The following is a 14623-nucleotide window of genomic DNA, read 5'->3' as shown; positions in this document are numbered from 1 at the left end:
CGGGCCGCCGGGCCGTTCTCCGCTTCCGCGTTTCCCTTTCCGGCGATTCCGACTCTATCAGGGATTTTCCGAGCCTCTGACCGCGCCCACACCGGACCGTTACACGCAGAGGTGTAGACCAGTAGTGGTGTAGACCAGTTAGGATCTCGCCCTGACAGGCGCCGCTGCCGTACCTCGGCATCGTCGCGCCGGGCGTCAGGCAGGGCTACGACAGTACTCCCGCCCGGCAGTTGAGGCAAATCGTTCCCGTGGCCCCGAGGCCTGCCAACCGGGGCCTCTCATGCGGAACCCGGACTTTCCATGACATACGCTCTGAAAAGTACGCCGTCCAGGACAGGCAGTGACGGCGACACCCCATCCCCGCCCTCTGGGAGGCCCTCCATGACCACCGTGACGTCGCCGCTCGCCGGACGCGCCATCGGACTCGCCGCCGTACCCGACCCGGTGTTCTCCGGGGCCATGGTCGGGCCGGGCACCGCCATCGACCCGGTGCGCGAGCCGTCGACGGCCGTCGCGCCCGTCGACGGGGTCGTGGTCTCCCTCCACCCGCACGCCTTCGTCGTGGTCGACGGCGAGGGGCACGGGGTGCTCACGCACCTCGGCATCGACACCGTCCAGCTCAACGGCGAGGGCTTCGAGCTGCTCGTCAACAAGGGCGACACCGTCACGCGCGGCCAGGAGATCGTCCGCTGGAACCCGGTCGCCGTGGAGGAGGCCGGCAAGTCCGCCATCTGCCCGGTCGTCGCGCTGGAGGCCACCCCGGACGCCCTCGGCGGGCTGCGCGAGGACGGCGACCTGAAGGCCGGCGAGGCACTCTTCGTCTGGCAGTGACGCCACCGCCGTCCGTACGACGGCGTGGATACGGGATGTTCCCCAAGCGGCGGCCCCGCCGCCGCTCGATCGGAGACGGGTGAAGATGGAGACAACGCTGCGCGGCGTCGGTGTGAGCCACGGTGTGGCGATCGGCGAGGTACGGCACATGGGCACGGCGGTGCTGGAGCCGCCGGCCAAGCAGATCCCCGCCGAGGAGGCGGAGCGGGAGCAGGGGCGCGCCCGCCAGGCCGTCGAGGCGGTGGCCGCCGACCTGATAGCGCGGGGCAACCTCGCCGGCGGTGAGGCCCAGCACGTCCTCGAGGCGCAGGCCATGATGGCGCAGGACCCCGAGCTGATGGCCGACGTGGAGCGGCGCATCACCGTGGGCTCCAGCGCCGAGCGGGCCGTGTACGACGCGTTCGCCGCGTACCGGGCGCTGCTGGCGGGTGCCGGGGAGTACCTGGCCGGGCGGGTCGCGGACCTCGACGACGTGCGGAACCGGATCGTGGCGCGGCTGCTGGGTGTGCCCATGCCGGGCGTGCCGGACAGCGACGAGCCGTACGTGCTGATCGCGCGGGACCTGGCGCCGGCGGACACGGCGCTGCTGGACCCGTCGCTGGTGCTCGGGTTCGTGACCGAGGAGGGCGGGCCGACCAGCCACAGCGCGATCCTGGCGCGGGCGCTCGGCGTGCCGGCCGTGGTGGCGCTGCCGGGCGCGTGCGAGCTGGCGGAGGGCACCGTGATCGCGGTGGACGGCAGCACGGGCGAGGTCTTCGTCGATCCCGGTGACGACAGGCGCGCCGAGATGGAGCGGGCCGCGCGGGAGCGCAAGGCCGCCCTGGCGGCGTCGACCGGCCCCGGTGCCACGTCGGACGGGCACAGGGTGCCGCTGCTGGCGAACGTCGGCGGTCCGGCGGACGTGCCGGCGGCGGTGGAGGCCGGGGCCGAGGGCGTCGGGCTGTTCCGCACGGAGTTCCTGTTCCTGGACGACAGCGAGCGGGCGCCGTCCGAGGAGAAGCAGGTCGAGGCGTACCGGAAGGTGCTGGAGGCGTTCCCGGAGGGCCGGGTCGTCGTGCGCGTGCTGGACGCGGGCGCGGACAAGCCGCTGGCGTTCCTGACGCCGGCGGACGAGCCGAACCCGGCGCTGGGCGTGCGGGGCCTGCGGACGCTGCTGGACCACCCGGAGGTGCTGCGGACGCAGCTGACCGCGCTGGCGAAGGCGGCCGAGGGGCTGCCGGTGCACCTCGAGGTCATGGCGCCGATGGTGGCGGACCGGGCGGACGCGAAGGCGTTCGCGGAGGCGTGCCGCGAGGCGGGGCTGCGGGCCAAGTTCGGCGCGATGGTCGAGATCCCGTCGGCGGCGCTGCGGGCGCGGTCGATCCTGCGGGAGGTGGAGTTCCTCTCGCTGGGCACGAACGACCTCGCGCAGTACACGTTCGCGGCGGACCGGCAGGTCGGCGCGGTGTCGCGGCTCCAGGACCCGTGGCAGCCGGCGCTGCTGGACCTGGTCGCGATGTCCGCCGAGGCGGCGCGTGCCGAGGGCAAGAGCTGCGGCGTGTGCGGTGAGGCCGCGTCCGACCCGCTGCTGGCGTGCGTGCTGACGGGTCTGGGGGTCACCTCCCTGTCGATGGGTGCGGCGTCGATCCCCTATGTGCGGGCGACGCTGGCGAAGTACACGCTGGCGCAGTGCGAGCGGGCGGCCGCCGCGGCGCGTGCGGCCGACTCGGCGGAGGAGGCGCGGGTCGCCGCGCAGGCGGTGCTCTCCGGCGAGTGAGGCCGGTGCCCCGCCGGTGAACCGGGGTGAGGGGCCTTCCCGCGGTGCGGGAGGGCCCCTTTCGCCTTCCTCCCGGTCAGTGGTGGGTGGGGCGGCCGTCGTCGGGGGCGAGGTCGAAGCCCGCGCGGTACTCGACGCCCGGTTCGGGCGGGAGGGGTTCGCCGGTGTCGGCGTCGGTGCAGTAGGCGTTGAAGACCTCGGCCTCGCTGAGGGGGACGAGGCGGCCGTGGTCGAGGCGCCAGCCGTGGAGGCGGTCGGGGGCGTCGGGGCTGCTGGTGCGCAGGACGAGCCCGCCGGGGGTGGCGCGCGCGATGCCGGCGGCGAGGACGGTGAGGAACTCCGTGCCCTCGGCGGAGTCGAGGCGGGCGGGTTGGGGGGCCGTGCGGTCGGTGCGCAGGACGGCCAGGAGGTGTTCGTCGGCGGCGGGGACGCTGCAGACGAGCTGGTGGGCGCCGGGTCCCGCCTGGTCGAGGATGCGCAGGACGGCGCGGGACGCCTGGTCGAAGGCGGCGCGGCCGATGTCCTCGCCGCAGTCGGCGCACTGGCCGGCGTCGTCGAGGAGCAGGGCGGCGTACTCGCGGGTGGCGTGGCGCACGGCGGTCTTGACGAGGAGGCGTACGAGCTCGTGGATGGGCTGCCCGGTGTAGGGGACGCGGGCGCCCCTGGCGGCGGCCTCGGCGGTGTACCGGGTGCGGCTGGCGCGGGTGTCGGGGTCGAGGCCGGTCTCGGCGCAGTAGGCGGCGTAGTCCTCGGGGTCGAAGAGGGTGACGGTGGTGTGGGTGCCGCCGGCGGCGAGGGTCCTGAGCAGGCGCTCGGCCGCGCGGAGGTAGGTGGGGTGGTCGTCGAAGGTGAAGGAGCGGTAGCGGCGCATGGCCGCGAAGTCCTGCTCGTCGGTGAGGAGGCCGAGCGTGCTCGGTGCTTCGCGGCGCAGCGCCTGCCGCAGGGATGTGGTGTTCGTGGTGTGTGCCATCGGTCCCCCTGGTGATCAGCTGTTGCCGAATGCTCACTCAGCGTAATCGGGGGGACTGACAGCGGCGGGTGGGCCGGTCAGCCCGCGGGGCGCTGGGCGCGCCGGCGGGCGAGGTCCTCGTAGAAGTGGAGGAGACCGACGTCGTCGATGGAGCCCGGGTTGACGGCCTTGTCGAGGGGGGTGCCCTGGAGGAGGCGTTTGACGGGGACCTCGATGCGCTTGCCGGTCAGGGTGTGGGGGATGCCGGGGACTTCGATGATCTCGTCGGGGACGTGGCGGGGCGAGAGTTCCGCGCGGATGGTCCGCTTGACGCGGTCGGTCAGGGCGTCGTCGAGGGCGGCGCCCTCGGCGAGGTGGACGAAGAGGGGCATCCAGTAGCCGCCGTCGGGTTCCTCCAGGCCGATAACGAGGGATTCCTTGATCTCGGGGAGGCGTTCGACGGCTTCGTAGATGTCGGCGCTGCCCATGCGGACGCCCTGGCGGTTGAGGGTGGAGTCGGAGCGGCCGTGGATGACGACGGAGCCGTGGTCGGTGAGCGTGATCCAGTCGCCGTGGCGCCAGACGCCGGGGTACATGTCGAAGTAGCTGTCGTGGTAGCGGGTGCCGTCAGGATCGTTCCAGAAGCGGATCGGCATGGACGGCATGGGGTTGGTGACGACGAGTTCGCCGACCTCGCCGACGAGGGGCTTGCCGTGGGGGTCCCAGGCCTGGAGGTCGGTGCCGAGGCAGGGGGCCTGGAGTTCGCCGATGTGGACGGGGAGGGTGGGGACGGCCCCGGCGAAGCAGCTGCACACGTCGGTGCCGCCGCTGACGGAGGCGACGTACAGGTCGTGGCCGTTCTCGGCGAACTCGTCGTGGAGCCAGCGGAAGCCGTCGGGCGGGAGGGGCGAGCCGGTGGTGGCGACGCACCTGATCCTGGACAGGTCGTGGTCGCGGGAGGGGTGGACGCCGGCCTTGCGGCAGGCCATCACGTAGGCGGCGGAGGTGCCGTAGAGGGTGGCCCCGGTGCGTTCGGCGACGCGCCACTGGGCGTCGGTGGCGGGGTGGCCGGGGCTGCCGTCGTAGAGGACGACGGTGGTGCCGGTGAGGAGGCCGGAGACGAGGAAGTTCCACATCATCCAGCCGGTGGAGGTGTACCAGAAGAAGACGTCGTCCGGACCGAGGTCGCAGTGGAGGCCGATCTGCTTGAAGTGTTCGAGCAGGATGCCGCCCTGGGACTGGACGATGGCCTTGGGCAGGCCGGTCGTCCCGGAGGAGTAGAGGATCCACAGGGGGTGGTCGAAGGGGACCTGCTCGTACCGGGGGGCGGCGGTGCCGGCGGTGAGGGCGTCCCACTCCAGGGTGCCCTCGGGGGCCTCGGTGCCGAGGAGGGGGATGTGGACGACCGCGCGGAGGGTGGGCAGTTCGCGGCGGAGTTCGGCGACGGTGTCGCGCCGGTCGTGTTCCTTGCCGCCGTAGCGGTAGCCGTCGACGGTGAACAGGACGACGGGTTCGACCTGCTGGAAGCGGTCGAGGACGCTGCGGGCGCCGAAGTCGGGGGCGCAGGAGGTCCAGACTCCTCCGACGGCGGCGGTGGCGAGGAGGGCGGTGACGGCCTGGGGGACGTTGGGCAGGTAGCCGCTGACGCGGTCGCCGGGGCGTACGCCGATGGCGCGGAGCTCGGCGGCGAGGGCGGCGACCTGGCGGCGGAGTTCGGCCCAGGTGACGGGGGTCGGCTCGTGGGTCTCGTCGGCGCGGAGGAGCGCGGGGGCGTCGGGGCGCTCGTCGGCGGCGCGCAGGGCGTGTTCGGCGTAGTTGAGGGTGGCGCCCGGGAACCACTGGGCGCCGGGCATGGCGCGGTCGCCCAGGACGCGCGTGTAGGGGGTGGTGAAGCGGACGTCGAACCACTCGGTGACGGCTTGCCAGAAGGTGTCGAGGTGGTCGATGGACCAGCGGTGGAGTGCCGGGTATCCGCCGTTCGCGGGGGCCCCGTGGCGCTCCGCGGCCCATGCCTGGAAGCGGGTGACCGCGGCGGAGGCGATGCGGTCCCGGTCCGGCTGCCAGAGCGGCTCGGGTGGCTCGGAGTGCGCTGTCGCTGACGTCGATGTCATGGGGGTGTGCTCCCTGGCTGTACGCGGATCTGCGTGTGTCCCGCGCACGGGCTGGGTGTGCGCGGCACGCGGCTGACACGGACGATGCCACGGGAGCGTGTTTCGCACCAGGTCTCCCCACCCATGGTCGGCGGACTGAACATGTGGTGTCACCACGGGTGAACGGTTGTTGAACGGCTCACGTGGGCGCCTCGGCGGGTGGCAGGGTGATCGACATGGACGGTCGTGAGCTGGTGCGTTCGGTGTGGGTGTTCGGCAGGGTGCGGGGGCCGCGGGCCCTGCGTTCGGTGTGGCGGCACCGGAGGGCGGACGCCGCGGGGCTGCCTCGGCGGGGTCCGGAGCGGGCGCGGGTGCCGGGCCGGGTGGTCGGGGTGGAGCCGCTGCCGGGTGGGGGGATCGTACGGTTCGCGCGGTCCGAGCTGCGGGTGTGCGTGACGGGTGGGGCCGCGGTGTTCTGGGGGTGGGACGGGGCGGAGCCGTCGCCGTCGTACGCGCTGGCGGGCGAGGTGCCGGAGCCGGACGCGCGCGTGGTGCTGGAGCCGGACACGGGGGACGGCTGGCGGGTGGTGGCCGAGCGGGTGACGGTCGCCGTGTCGCGCAACGGGGCGGTGGAGGTGCGCACGCCGGGCGGGGTGGTGCTGCGGCGGGAGCTGCCGCCGCGGTGGTGGGAGCCGGTGGACGGGGGCGGGGCGCGGTGGGTGCAGCGGTCGGAGGTGCCGGCGGACGCGCGGTTCTTCGGGCTCGGGGGGCGGTCGGCGGGTCCGCGGCTGCCGGACGGGACGTACCGGCTGTGGAACACCGATCCGCGGGGGACCTTCGGGCCGGGGACCGACCCGCTGTACATCACCATGCCGGTGCAGTGGGTGGTGGCGGACGCGGGGGCCCATCTGGCGTTCTACGACAGCACGTGGGACGGACGGGTGACGCTGCGGGAGGGCGAGGAGGGCGCGGGGTCGGGGCACGACCGCCCGGGGCTGAGCGAGGTGCGGATGAGCGGGGGCCCGCTGCGCTGCTGGGTGGTGGTGGGTTCGCCGGCGCGGATCGCGCACGGGTGGGCGCAGCTGACGGGGGCGCCCGCGGTGCCGCCGTCGTGGGCGCTGGGGCCGCAGCACGCGCGGTGGGGGTTCGGGAGCGCCGAGGAGGTGCGGCGGGTGGTGGCCGGCTACCGGGAGCGGGGGCTTCCGCTGTCGGCGCTGCACCTGGACATCGACCACTACGACGGGCACCGGGTGTTCACGGTGGACCCGGAGCGGTTCCCCGACCTGCCGGGTCTGGCGGCGGAGCTGCGGGAGCAGGGCGTGCGGCTGGTGTCGATCGTGGACCCGGCGGTGAAGGCGGAGCCGGGCGGGGCGGTGTACGAGGGCGGGGCGCGGGTGGGGGCGCGGGGCGCGTTCGTGCGGGACGCCCGCGGGCAGGTGGTGCGGGGGGTGGTGTGGCCGGGTGAGTGCGTGTACCCGGACTTCACGGACCCGGCGGTGCGGGAGTGGTGGGGCGGGCTGTACGAGGAGCGGCTGGCGCGGGGCTTCTCGGGGGTGTGGCACGACATGAACGAGCCGGTGTCGTTCGCCCCGTTCGGCGACATGACGCTCCCCCGGTCGGCGCGGCACGCGCTGGAGGGCCGGGGCGGCGACCACCGGGAGGCGCACAACGTGTACGGGCTGGCGATGGCGCGCGCCGGGTACGAGGGGCTGGCGCGGCTGCGGCCGCGGGAGCGGCCGTTCCTGTTCTCCCGGTCGGGCTGGGCGGGGATGCAGCGGTACGGCGGGACGTGGTCGGGGGACGTGGCGACGGGCTGGCCGGGGCTGCGGGCGTCGTTGGCGCTGGTGCTGGGGCTGGGGTTGTGCGGGGTGCCGTACTCGGGGCCCGACGTGGGCGGTTTCGACGGGCACCCGTCGCCGGAGCTGTACCTGCGGTGGTTCCAGCTGGGGGCGTGGCTGCCGCTGTTCCGTACGCACGCGGCGATCGACGCGGGGCGGCGGGAGCCGTGGGAGTTCGGACCGAAGGTGCTGGAGTACGCGCGTGCGGCGCTGGAGGAGCGGGAGCGGTTGCGTCCGTACTTCGTGACGCTGGCGCGGCTGGCCCGGCTGACGGGGGCGCCCTACGTGCGGCCGCTGTGGTGGACGGCGCCGGAGGACCGGCTCCTGCGGGACTGCGGGGACGCGTTCCTGCTGGGGGACGCGTTGCTGGTGGCGCCGGTGCTGGTGCGGGGCGCGGAGCGGCGGGCGGTGCGGCTGCCGCGGGGCCACTGGTACGACATGGTGACGGGGCAGGTGTACGAGGGGCCGGGGCAGGTGCTGGTGGAGGCGCCGCTGTCGCGGGTGCCGGTGCTGGTGCGAGCGGGCGCGGTGGTCCCGGTGCGGGGCGAGGACGGGGCGGTGCGACTGGAGGTGTGGGCGCCGGCTCCGGGCCGGTCGGGCGGTGGTCTCACCGTGCGGGACGTGGGTGACGGGTGGGAGCAGGCGGAGGTGGAGCGGTACGTGTCGCGGTGGGAGGGGGACGAGGTGCGGGTGGAGCGCGTGACGGACGAGGGGGTCGTGGCGGTCGGGCCGGAGGAGGTGCGGGTGCGCGGCCTGGGCGGGTGGTCCTAGGGAGCGCGGAGCCGGTCGTACGCGCCGGTGAACCATCTGCGGACCGCCTCGGTGTGCAGGGGGAAGGCGAGGCGGGCCGGGGCGTGCAGGAGGTGGTGGCCGGCGGTCTCGGCGGTGGGCGCGGAGGGCGGCAGGGTGCTCGCGGGGCGTTCCGGGAGGAGGCCGAAGAGGAGGAGGTGGCCGCCGGGTGAGCTCATGGCGTCGGCCAGGCGCACGTCGCGGGCGGATTCCTCGATGCCGGTCTCCTCGCGCAGTTCGCGCACGACGGCGTCCCGCCAGTCCTCGGCGTGGTCGATGAAGCCGCCGGGGAGGGCGACGCCGCCGCGTTCGGGTTCGATGGTGCGGGTGATGACGACGAGGCCGGTGCCCCGCGGGCCCGTGGCGGGCAGGAGGGCGACCGCGACGGGGAGGGGGTTGCGGTAGGTGACGGTGGCGCAGCCGGGGCAGGTGCGGGGCCAGGGGCCGGCGGGGTCGGCGAAGGGGGCTCCGCAATGGGCGCAATGGGTGTTCTGCACGGGGCGCACTGTACCGATGGGCGGGGGGCTGGTAGACGGTGTGCATGACGGGACGTACTGCCGGTGTGCGGGGTGCCCTCGCCGCCCTCGCCGCGGGGGCCCTGGCCCTCTCCCCCGCCGCCCCTCCGGACGCGGTGCCGGCCGCGGCACCGCGCGGGGGGCCGCCGGTGCCGCGGGAGTTCACGGAGCTGCGGGCGGTGGACCCGACGATCCTCCAGGAGATGCGGTACGCGACGGAGCACACCTTCGTGGGCGGGCCGGTGGACGGGTACCGCGAGCCGGTGTGCCTGCTGACCCGGCCGGCGGCACGGGCGCTGCACCGGGCGCAGGCGCGGCTGCTGCGGCGGGGCCTCTCGCTGAAGGTGTACGACTGCTACCGGCCGCAGCGGGCCGTGGACCACTTCGTCCGGTGGGCGAAGGACCCGGCGGACGAGCGGATGAAGGCCGAGTTCCACCCGCGCGTGGACAAGTCGCGGCTCTTCGCGGACGGGTACGTCGCGGAGCGGTCCGGGCACAGCCGCGGGTCGACGGTCGACGTGACGCTGGTCCGGCTGCCGGCGGCGCCGACGCGGCCGTACGTACCGGGCGAGCCGCTGGTGGACTGCGCGGCGCCGCGGGAGGAGCGGTTCCCGGACGACTCGGTGGACATGGGGACGGGGTTCGACTGCTTCGACACGCTGTCACACACGGACGACCCGCGCGTCCGGGGGACGGCGCGGGCCAACCGGGACCTGCTGCGGGGCGTCCTCGCGGCCGAGGGGTTCGTGAACCTGCCGGAGGAGTGGTGGCACTTCACGTACAGGCCGGAGGAGTTCCCGGACACCTTCTTCGACTTCCCCGTCGAGGCCCTCAGGTGGCGGCCGGCTCCGGGGTCGGCTCCGTGAACGTCATCGCGTGCCGGACGACCGCGACCAGGACCTCCTTGACGGACTCGCGCAGCCGCGCGTCCGTCATCAGCAGCGGTACGTCCGCGTCGAGGTCCAGGGCGGCCCGCACCGTCTCGACGGGGTGGACGTCGGCTCCCTCGAAGCAGTTGACGGCGACCGCGAACGGTATGCGGCGCCGCTCGAAGTAGTCGATGCACGCGAAGGAGTCCTCCAGGCGGCGGGTGTCGACCAGGACCACCGCGCCCAAGGCGCCCTGCGCGAGCTCGTCCCACAGGAACCAGAAGCGGTCCTGCCCGGGCGTGCCGAACAGGTACAGCACCAGGTCCTCGCGGAGGGTGATCCGGCCGAAGTCCATGGCGACGGTCGTCGTGGCCTTGGACTCGACGCCGGCCAGGTCGTCGACCGGCCGGCTCGCCTCGGTCAGGTTCTCCTCGGTCCGCAGCGGCCGGATCTCGCTCACCGCTCCGACCAGCGTGGTCTTGCCCACCCCGAACCCGCCCGCGACCAGGATCTTCAGCGTCACCGGCTCGACCGGTGGCGGACCCTTGCGGCTAGAGCGCCCGAAGGCCATTGATCACCTCACGCAGAATGCTCTCGTCCGGCAGTTCGGCCGGCGGAACGGGACGGGTTACGTGGACGAGCTCGTCCTCGACGAGGTCGCCGACCAGGACGCGGACCACGCCCACGGGCAGGTCCATCCCGGCGGCGAGCTCGGCGATCGACTGGGGGAAGTCACTGCAGCGTTCGACGATCTCCACGTGTTCCGGGGAGAGCGTCTGGTCGCGGCCCGGGTCGTCGGCGGCGGGTTCGGGCACGACCAGCGCGATCAGGTCGAGGCTGTGACGGGTGGGGCTGGTGGTGCGCCCGCGGGTCATCGCGTACGGGCGCACCACCGGTCCCGCCTCGTCGTCGAACCAGTGGTGCGCGTCGCCGGTGGGGCGTCCGCGCCGCATCTGTCTGGCGACCGCGTCGCTCATCGCATCCCCCCTCACCCGCCGGTGGTCAGACCGGCCCGGGGGGCGGTCGCCAGGTGGGCGCCGACGCGCTTGACCATCAGCGTCATCTCGTAGGCGACGAGGCCCACGTCGGAGTCGGAGTCCGCGAGGACCGCGAGGCAGCTGCCGTCGCCGGCGGCGGTGACGAAGAGGAAGGCGTCGTCCAGCTCGACGACGGTCTGGCGGACCTGGCCGGCGTCGAAGTGGCGGCCCACGCCCTTGGCGAGGCTGTGGAAGCCGGACGCGACGGCCGCGAGGTGTTCGCTGTCCTCGCGGCTGAGGTCCTTGGAGCCACCCGTCGGCAGGCCGTCGCTGGAGAGGACCAGGGCCTTGCGGATGGAGCCGACCCGCTCGACCAGTTCGTCGAGGAGCCAGTTGAGCTCGCCGGTTGAATCGGATGCTGCGGCGTTCGGTGCGGTCATCGACCGTCCCCCTCCGGTGTCGTTCCTGGTGCTGTCTCACTGCGGGCGCGCTGCCAGCCTCGCTGCATCGCGGCCATGCGGGCGCGTACCTGTTCGGCGTCGCGCTCCGCGTCCTGGGGATCCGCCGGGCCGGGAGCGGCCGGGGCGGGGGGCCGGTCGGTCTGGTCCCTCAGCTGGGGGACCAGGCTCGCCTGGCGTACGCGGCGGGGAAGCCCGCCGAGGGTCAACGTGGTCTCGTCGGCCGCGGGGGCGGGGGCGCCGGGGTCCGCGCCGGGGGTCGTGCCGCGGTCGGTGCCGGAGACCCCGCCGGAACCGGGGGCGGAACCGGGGGCCGCGGCGGGCTCGTCGACGCGGCGGCCGTGGCGGGCGACGAGGGCCGGCTTGCGGCGGGGCAGCGCGGCCGGGCGCGCGGGGTGGTCGGCGGGCGCGTCGGACGCCTCCTCGCGCCGGTCGTGCTGCTCGCGCCGGTCGTGCTGCTCGTGCTGTTCGCGCTGCCCGTGCTGTTCGCGCTGCCCGCGGGCGGGGGTGTCGGCGGGGCGCAGGGGCGGGCGGGGGCGGAAGAGGCCGCCGTGTCCGTCCTCGTCGCCCTCGCGGCCGTGGCCCTCGGTCAGTTCCCCGAGGAGTTCGAGCGGGCCGTCGAGGACGGAGGACACCTGGGTGAGCGCGGTCCGCCGGGCGGGGGGCTCGGCGCCGCGGCGGTCGGGGGTCTTGCGGTCCAGCCGGAAGCCGGCGCCCTGTGTCTCGGGGGCCTCGGTGAGCAGCGCGGCCGGGATGAACACGACGGCGGTCGTGCCGCCGTACGGGGAGGGCTGGAGCGAGACCCGGACGTTCTGGCGCCGGGCGAGGCGGCTGACGACGAAGAGGCCGAGCCGGTCGGTGTCGGACAGCTCGAACTCGGGGGTCTCGGCGAGGCGGAGGTTCGCGTCGAAGAGGTCCTCGGGCGACATGCCCAGGCCCCGGTCGTGGATCTCCAGGGTGAAGCCGTTGGGGACGCGTTCGCCCTGCACCTGGACCGTGGTGTGGGGCGGGGAGAAGGACGTGGCGTTCTCGAGGAGTTCGGCGATGAGGTGGGTCAGGTCCGCGACGGCGGGGCCGGCGGCGCCGATGCGCGGCAGGCGGCGCACCTCGATGCGCTCGTAGTCCTCGACCTCGGCGACCGCCGCCCGGACCACGTCCATGAGCTGGACGGGCCTGCGCCACTGCCGGGAGGGGGCGGCCCCGGAGAGGATCACCAGGCCCTCGGCGTGGCGGCGCATGCGGGTGGTGAGGTGGTCGAGGCGGAAGAGGTCGGCCAGTTCCTCGGGGTCCTCGGTGCGCCGCTCCATCGTGTCGAGGAGGGTGAGCTGGCGGTGGAGGAGGACCTGGTTGCGGCGGGCGAGGTTGACGAAGACCTCGGAGACGCCCCGGCGCATGTCGGCCTGCTTGACGGCGGCTTCGACCGCGGCCCGCTGGAGGGTGTTGAGGGCCTTGCCGACCTGGCCGATCTCGTCCTTGTCGTACTCCAGGTGCGGGACCTCGGTCTCGACGTCGACGTGCTCGCCGGCGGCGAGGCGGCGCATCACGCTGGGGAGGCGGAGGCCCGAGACCTCCTGGGCCTCCTTGCGGAGCCGGGTCAGGTCGCGGACGAGACCGCGGCCGACGCGCACGGAGACCACCAGGGAGCACAGGACGGCGAGGAAGCCGAGGACGCCGGCGATGCCGGCCTTGAGCAGGACGCTGTACGCGGCGGGCTCGACGCGGTCCTGGTAGCGGTCCCCCGCCAGCCGGTTCTCGGCGGCGAGGCCGCCGAGGACGGTGTTCACCGCGTCCTCCCAGCGGGCGGTGTCGGTGGCGCGCGGGTCGTCGGCGGGCCCGGCGGTGATGAGGGCTTCCTCGGCCTGGCGCAGCGGCTGCGTCTCGGGGCTGCTCCAGTACAGCTGGTAGACGTCGCGCTCGGCCAGGGGCAGCACTTCGAGGCTGATCTCGTAGAACTGCCGCCGGCGGGCGACGAGGTCGGAGACGAGGCGGACCTCTTCGGCGGTGAGGCGGTCGCTGACGAGCGCGGAGACGACGAGGGCGTCCTCCCGGGCGAGCATCTCGCGTGCCCGGGCGAGGCCGATGAGGGCGCGTCCCTGCTTCTCCATCTCGACGTTGTCGATGGCGTGGAGGTGGACGAGGAAGCTGTAGCAGGGGTCGATGAGCCGGTTGTAGAACTCCAGGGCCTGGAGGCGGCCGATGGCCCGGGTGTCGACGGAGTGGCGCAGCGTCTCCAGCCCGTCGAACGCCGCGAGGAGGGAGGTGAACCGCCGGGCCGCGGAGTCGTGCATGGCGGCGGCGACGCGCGGGTCGCGGGCCTGGGCGCGGATGGCTGCGACGGTGCGGTCGGTGGCCGCCCGGTCGCGGCGCAGGGTGCCGAGGGCGTCGGCGGTGCGCGGGTCGGCCAGGTAGAGCAGGCTCTGGCGGCGCTCCTGCTGGATGACGTGGACGGTCTCCTCCAGGGGGTAGCCGACCTTCTGCATGATCTGGCCGACGTCGAGGAGGTGGTCGGCCTCGCGGCCGGTGAGGAAGGTCGCGAAGCCCCAGAGGCCGGTGAGGGACAGGAGCGGGACGAGCAGCAGCGCCACGATCTTCCTGCGGATCGACTTCCCGCGAAAGCCCATGGCCTCCCCCAGCTCGCCCGGCCGCCCGGCGCGGCGCGAGGTGCACACATCAACACATCAACAAACGGCGTGAGCCTACTACTGTCACCAGGACAACTCGAAGGTCCGTCCGGTCGTTTTTCGGCCGTCGCCCACGTTCTTGATCATGTCTTGTCCGGGTATCAAGGGAGTTGACAAACCGGACCGTGTCGGAGGACACCTGGCGAGGCGTCATTTCTCGCGATACGTCGGATGGCTGGAATTGCACCTTCCGGGAATCTTCCTGCGCGATGACGCGTCTAGTCGTACGGGGGGCGGCGGACACGAGCGGCGTGAAGCGGCTCGAGACGGGCAGTCGTCCCGGTGTCGGTCGAGCGGTGGGGAGTGACGGCGGATGAGCACGGGGCGGCGCGAGCTGTGGGTGGAGGAGCCGGTCGGACGGCGCCGGCTGCCCGATCCGGTGCGCACGGTGGCGGTGCGGGCCGGACTGATCACCGCGTTGACGCTGATCCAGGCGGTCGCGGCGTACCTGCTCACGGTCGGGGGGGCCTGGCTGGCGTTCCCCCTGGTGCTGAGCAGTGTCGGCAGCACGGTGGTGGCGACCTGGTCGGTGCTCGACGTGTGGGTGACGCGGCAGGTGTGGAACCAGCGGTACGGGGTGGTGTCCGAGCCGAGCAGCACGGCGCGGCAGCTGCGGCGGGAGCGGCGCGCGGCCCGGCGGGCCGCCCGGGAGACCGCCCGCATACGGAAACAGCGGGAGCGGGCCGCGGCGCGGTCGGCGCGCGGCCCTGCCGCGGAGGCTCCGGCGGTGGGCGTACCGGCCGCGGGCGGGGCGCAGGGCTCCGCGCGGGGCGGGCGGCGGGGTGCGCGGGCCCCGCAGCCGGGCCGGGGAGAGCTGTCCCGGGCGTGACGGCCGCGCGGGACCCGGCTGTCCGGCCGGGCCCCGCGGTG

At 74.3% G+C, this 14623-nt stretch carries 12 protein-coding genes; 5 read left to right on the top strand and 7 right to left on the bottom strand.

Annotated features, from left to right (window positions below):
- The first annotated feature begins 381 nt into the window (after positions 1–381).
- Together IE106_RS28985 and ptsP are read left to right on the top strand one after the other, a co-directional pair.
- The gene (locus tag IE106_RS28985; RefSeq protein WP_189538213.1) at positions 382–831 is read left to right on the top strand and encodes a PTS sugar transporter subunit IIA; all 450 of its coding nucleotides are present in this window, start codon (positions 382–384) and stop codon (positions 829–831) included.
- 85 nt (positions 832–916) lie between these two features.
- Entirely contained in the window at positions 917–2587 is a 1671-nt protein-coding gene (gene ptsP / locus IE106_RS28980) for a phosphoenolpyruvate--protein phosphotransferase (RefSeq protein WP_189538217.1), read from the top strand.
- Positions 2588–2663: 76 nt separating this feature from the next.
- On the opposite strand, the gene IE106_RS28975 is transcribed toward ptsP, so the two are convergent.
- Together IE106_RS28975 and IE106_RS28970 are read right to left on the bottom strand one after the other, a co-directional pair.
- Positions 2664–3557, bottom strand: a complete 894-nt coding sequence (locus IE106_RS28975; protein ID WP_189538212.1) for a DUF8829 domain-containing protein — start codon at positions 3555–3557, stop codon at positions 2664–2666.
- 77 nt (positions 3558–3634) lie between these two features.
- Complete coding sequence (locus IE106_RS28970; RefSeq protein WP_189538211.1) at positions 3635–5647, bottom strand: acetoacetate--CoA ligase; 2013 nt, start codon at positions 5645–5647, stop codon at positions 3635–3637.
- A 215-nt stretch (positions 5648–5862) separates the two neighbouring features.
- Here IE106_RS28970 and IE106_RS28965 point away from each other — a divergent pair, with 215 nt between their 5' ends.
- A complete protein-coding gene (locus IE106_RS28965; RefSeq protein ID WP_189538210.1) occupies positions 5863–8235 on the top strand; it encodes a glycoside hydrolase family 31 protein in 2373 nt (790 codons plus the stop codon).
- On the opposite strand, the gene IE106_RS28960 is transcribed toward IE106_RS28965, so the two are convergent.
- Positions 8232–8750, bottom strand: a complete 519-nt coding sequence (locus IE106_RS28960) for an NUDIX domain-containing protein (protein WP_373296002.1) — start codon at positions 8748–8750, stop codon at positions 8232–8234. The two genes, IE106_RS28965 and IE106_RS28960, sit on opposite strands and share 4 nt — an antisense overlap.
- A gap of 44 nt (positions 8751–8794) precedes the next feature.
- On the opposite strand from IE106_RS28960, the gene IE106_RS28955 reads away from it, so the two are divergent.
- Positions 8795–9634, top strand: a complete 840-nt coding sequence (locus IE106_RS28955) for a M15 family metallopeptidase (RefSeq protein ID WP_189538209.1) — start codon at positions 8795–8797, stop codon at positions 9632–9634.
- On the opposite strand, the gene IE106_RS28950 is transcribed toward IE106_RS28955, so the two are convergent.
- Genes IE106_RS28950 through IE106_RS30770 form a run of 4 tightly spaced genes read right to left on the bottom strand, consistent with a single transcriptional unit; the run spans position 9600 to position 13693 of the window.
- Positions 9600–10208 (bottom strand): GTP-binding protein, encoded by a 609-nt coding sequence (locus IE106_RS28950; RefSeq protein WP_189538208.1) that lies wholly within the window; start codon positions 10206–10208, stop codon positions 9600–9602. The two genes, IE106_RS28955 and IE106_RS28950, sit on opposite strands and share 35 nt — an antisense overlap.
- Entirely contained in the window at positions 10189–10614 is a 426-nt protein-coding gene (locus IE106_RS28945) for a DUF742 domain-containing protein (protein WP_189538207.1), read from the bottom strand. The genes IE106_RS28950 and IE106_RS28945 overlap by 20 nt, the downstream gene beginning before the upstream one ends.
- A gap of 11 nt (positions 10615–10625) precedes the next feature.
- Positions 10626–11054, bottom strand: coding sequence for a roadblock/LC7 domain-containing protein (locus IE106_RS28940; protein ID WP_189538206.1), 429 nt, complete (start codon positions 11052–11054; stop codon positions 10626–10628).
- A complete protein-coding gene (locus tag IE106_RS30770; RefSeq protein WP_189538205.1) occupies positions 11051–13693 on the bottom strand; it encodes a sensor histidine kinase in 2643 nt (880 codons plus the stop codon). Before IE106_RS30770 ends, IE106_RS28940 begins: the two co-directional genes overlap by 4 nt.
- 373 nt (positions 13694–14066) lie before the next feature.
- Between IE106_RS30770 and IE106_RS28930 the strand changes: the two genes are divergently transcribed.
- Positions 14067–14582 carry a hypothetical protein gene (locus IE106_RS28930; protein WP_229840888.1) on the top strand — a complete coding sequence of 172 codons (516 nt, stop codon included), beginning with the start codon at positions 14067–14069 and terminating at the stop codon, positions 14580–14582.
- Positions 14583–14623 lie beyond the last annotated feature (41 nt).

Origin of the sequence: Streptomyces roseolilacinus, from assembly GCF_014649335.1 — a bacterium.
Lineage (GTDB): Bacteria > Actinomycetota > Actinomycetes > Streptomycetales > Streptomycetaceae > Streptomyces > Streptomyces roseolilacinus.
This window is presented reverse-complemented; position numbering and strand designations above follow the sequence as displayed.

Bases quoted from the DNA above. Each gene is read 5' to 3' on its own strand.
- IE106_RS28985 (WP_189538213.1), top strand. From the start codon at position 382: ATGACCACCGTGACGTCGCCGCTCGCCGGACGCGCCATCGGACTCGCC.
- ptsP (WP_189538217.1), top strand. From the start codon at position 917: ATGGAGACAACGCTGCGCGGCGTCGGTGTGAGCCACGGTGTGGCGATC.
- IE106_RS28975 (WP_189538212.1), bottom strand. From the start codon at position 3,557: ATGGCACACACCACGAACACCACATCCCTGCGGCAGGCGCTGCGCCGC.
- IE106_RS28970 (WP_189538211.1), bottom strand. From the start codon at position 5,647: ATGACATCGACGTCAGCGACAGCGCACTCCGAGCCACCCGAGCCGCTC.
- IE106_RS28965 (WP_189538210.1), top strand. From the start codon at position 5,863: ATGGACGGTCGTGAGCTGGTGCGTTCGGTGTGGGTGTTCGGCAGGGTG.
- IE106_RS28955 (WP_189538209.1), top strand. From the start codon at position 8,795: ATGACGGGACGTACTGCCGGTGTGCGGGGTGCCCTCGCCGCCCTCGCC.
- IE106_RS28950 (WP_189538208.1), bottom strand. From the start codon at position 10,208: ATGGCCTTCGGGCGCTCTAGCCGCAAGGGTCCGCCACCGGTCGAGCCG.
- IE106_RS28945 (WP_189538207.1), bottom strand. From the start codon at position 10,614: ATGAGCGACGCGGTCGCCAGACAGATGCGGCGCGGACGCCCCACCGGC.
- IE106_RS28940 (WP_189538206.1), bottom strand. From the start codon at position 11,054: ATGACCGCACCGAACGCCGCAGCATCCGATTCAACCGGCGAGCTCAAC.
- IE106_RS30770 (WP_189538205.1), bottom strand. From the start codon at position 13,693: ATGGGCTTTCGCGGGAAGTCGATCCGCAGGAAGATCGTGGCGCTGCTG.
- IE106_RS28930 (WP_229840888.1), top strand. From the start codon at position 14,067: ATGAGCACGGGGCGGCGCGAGCTGTGGGTGGAGGAGCCGGTCGGACGG.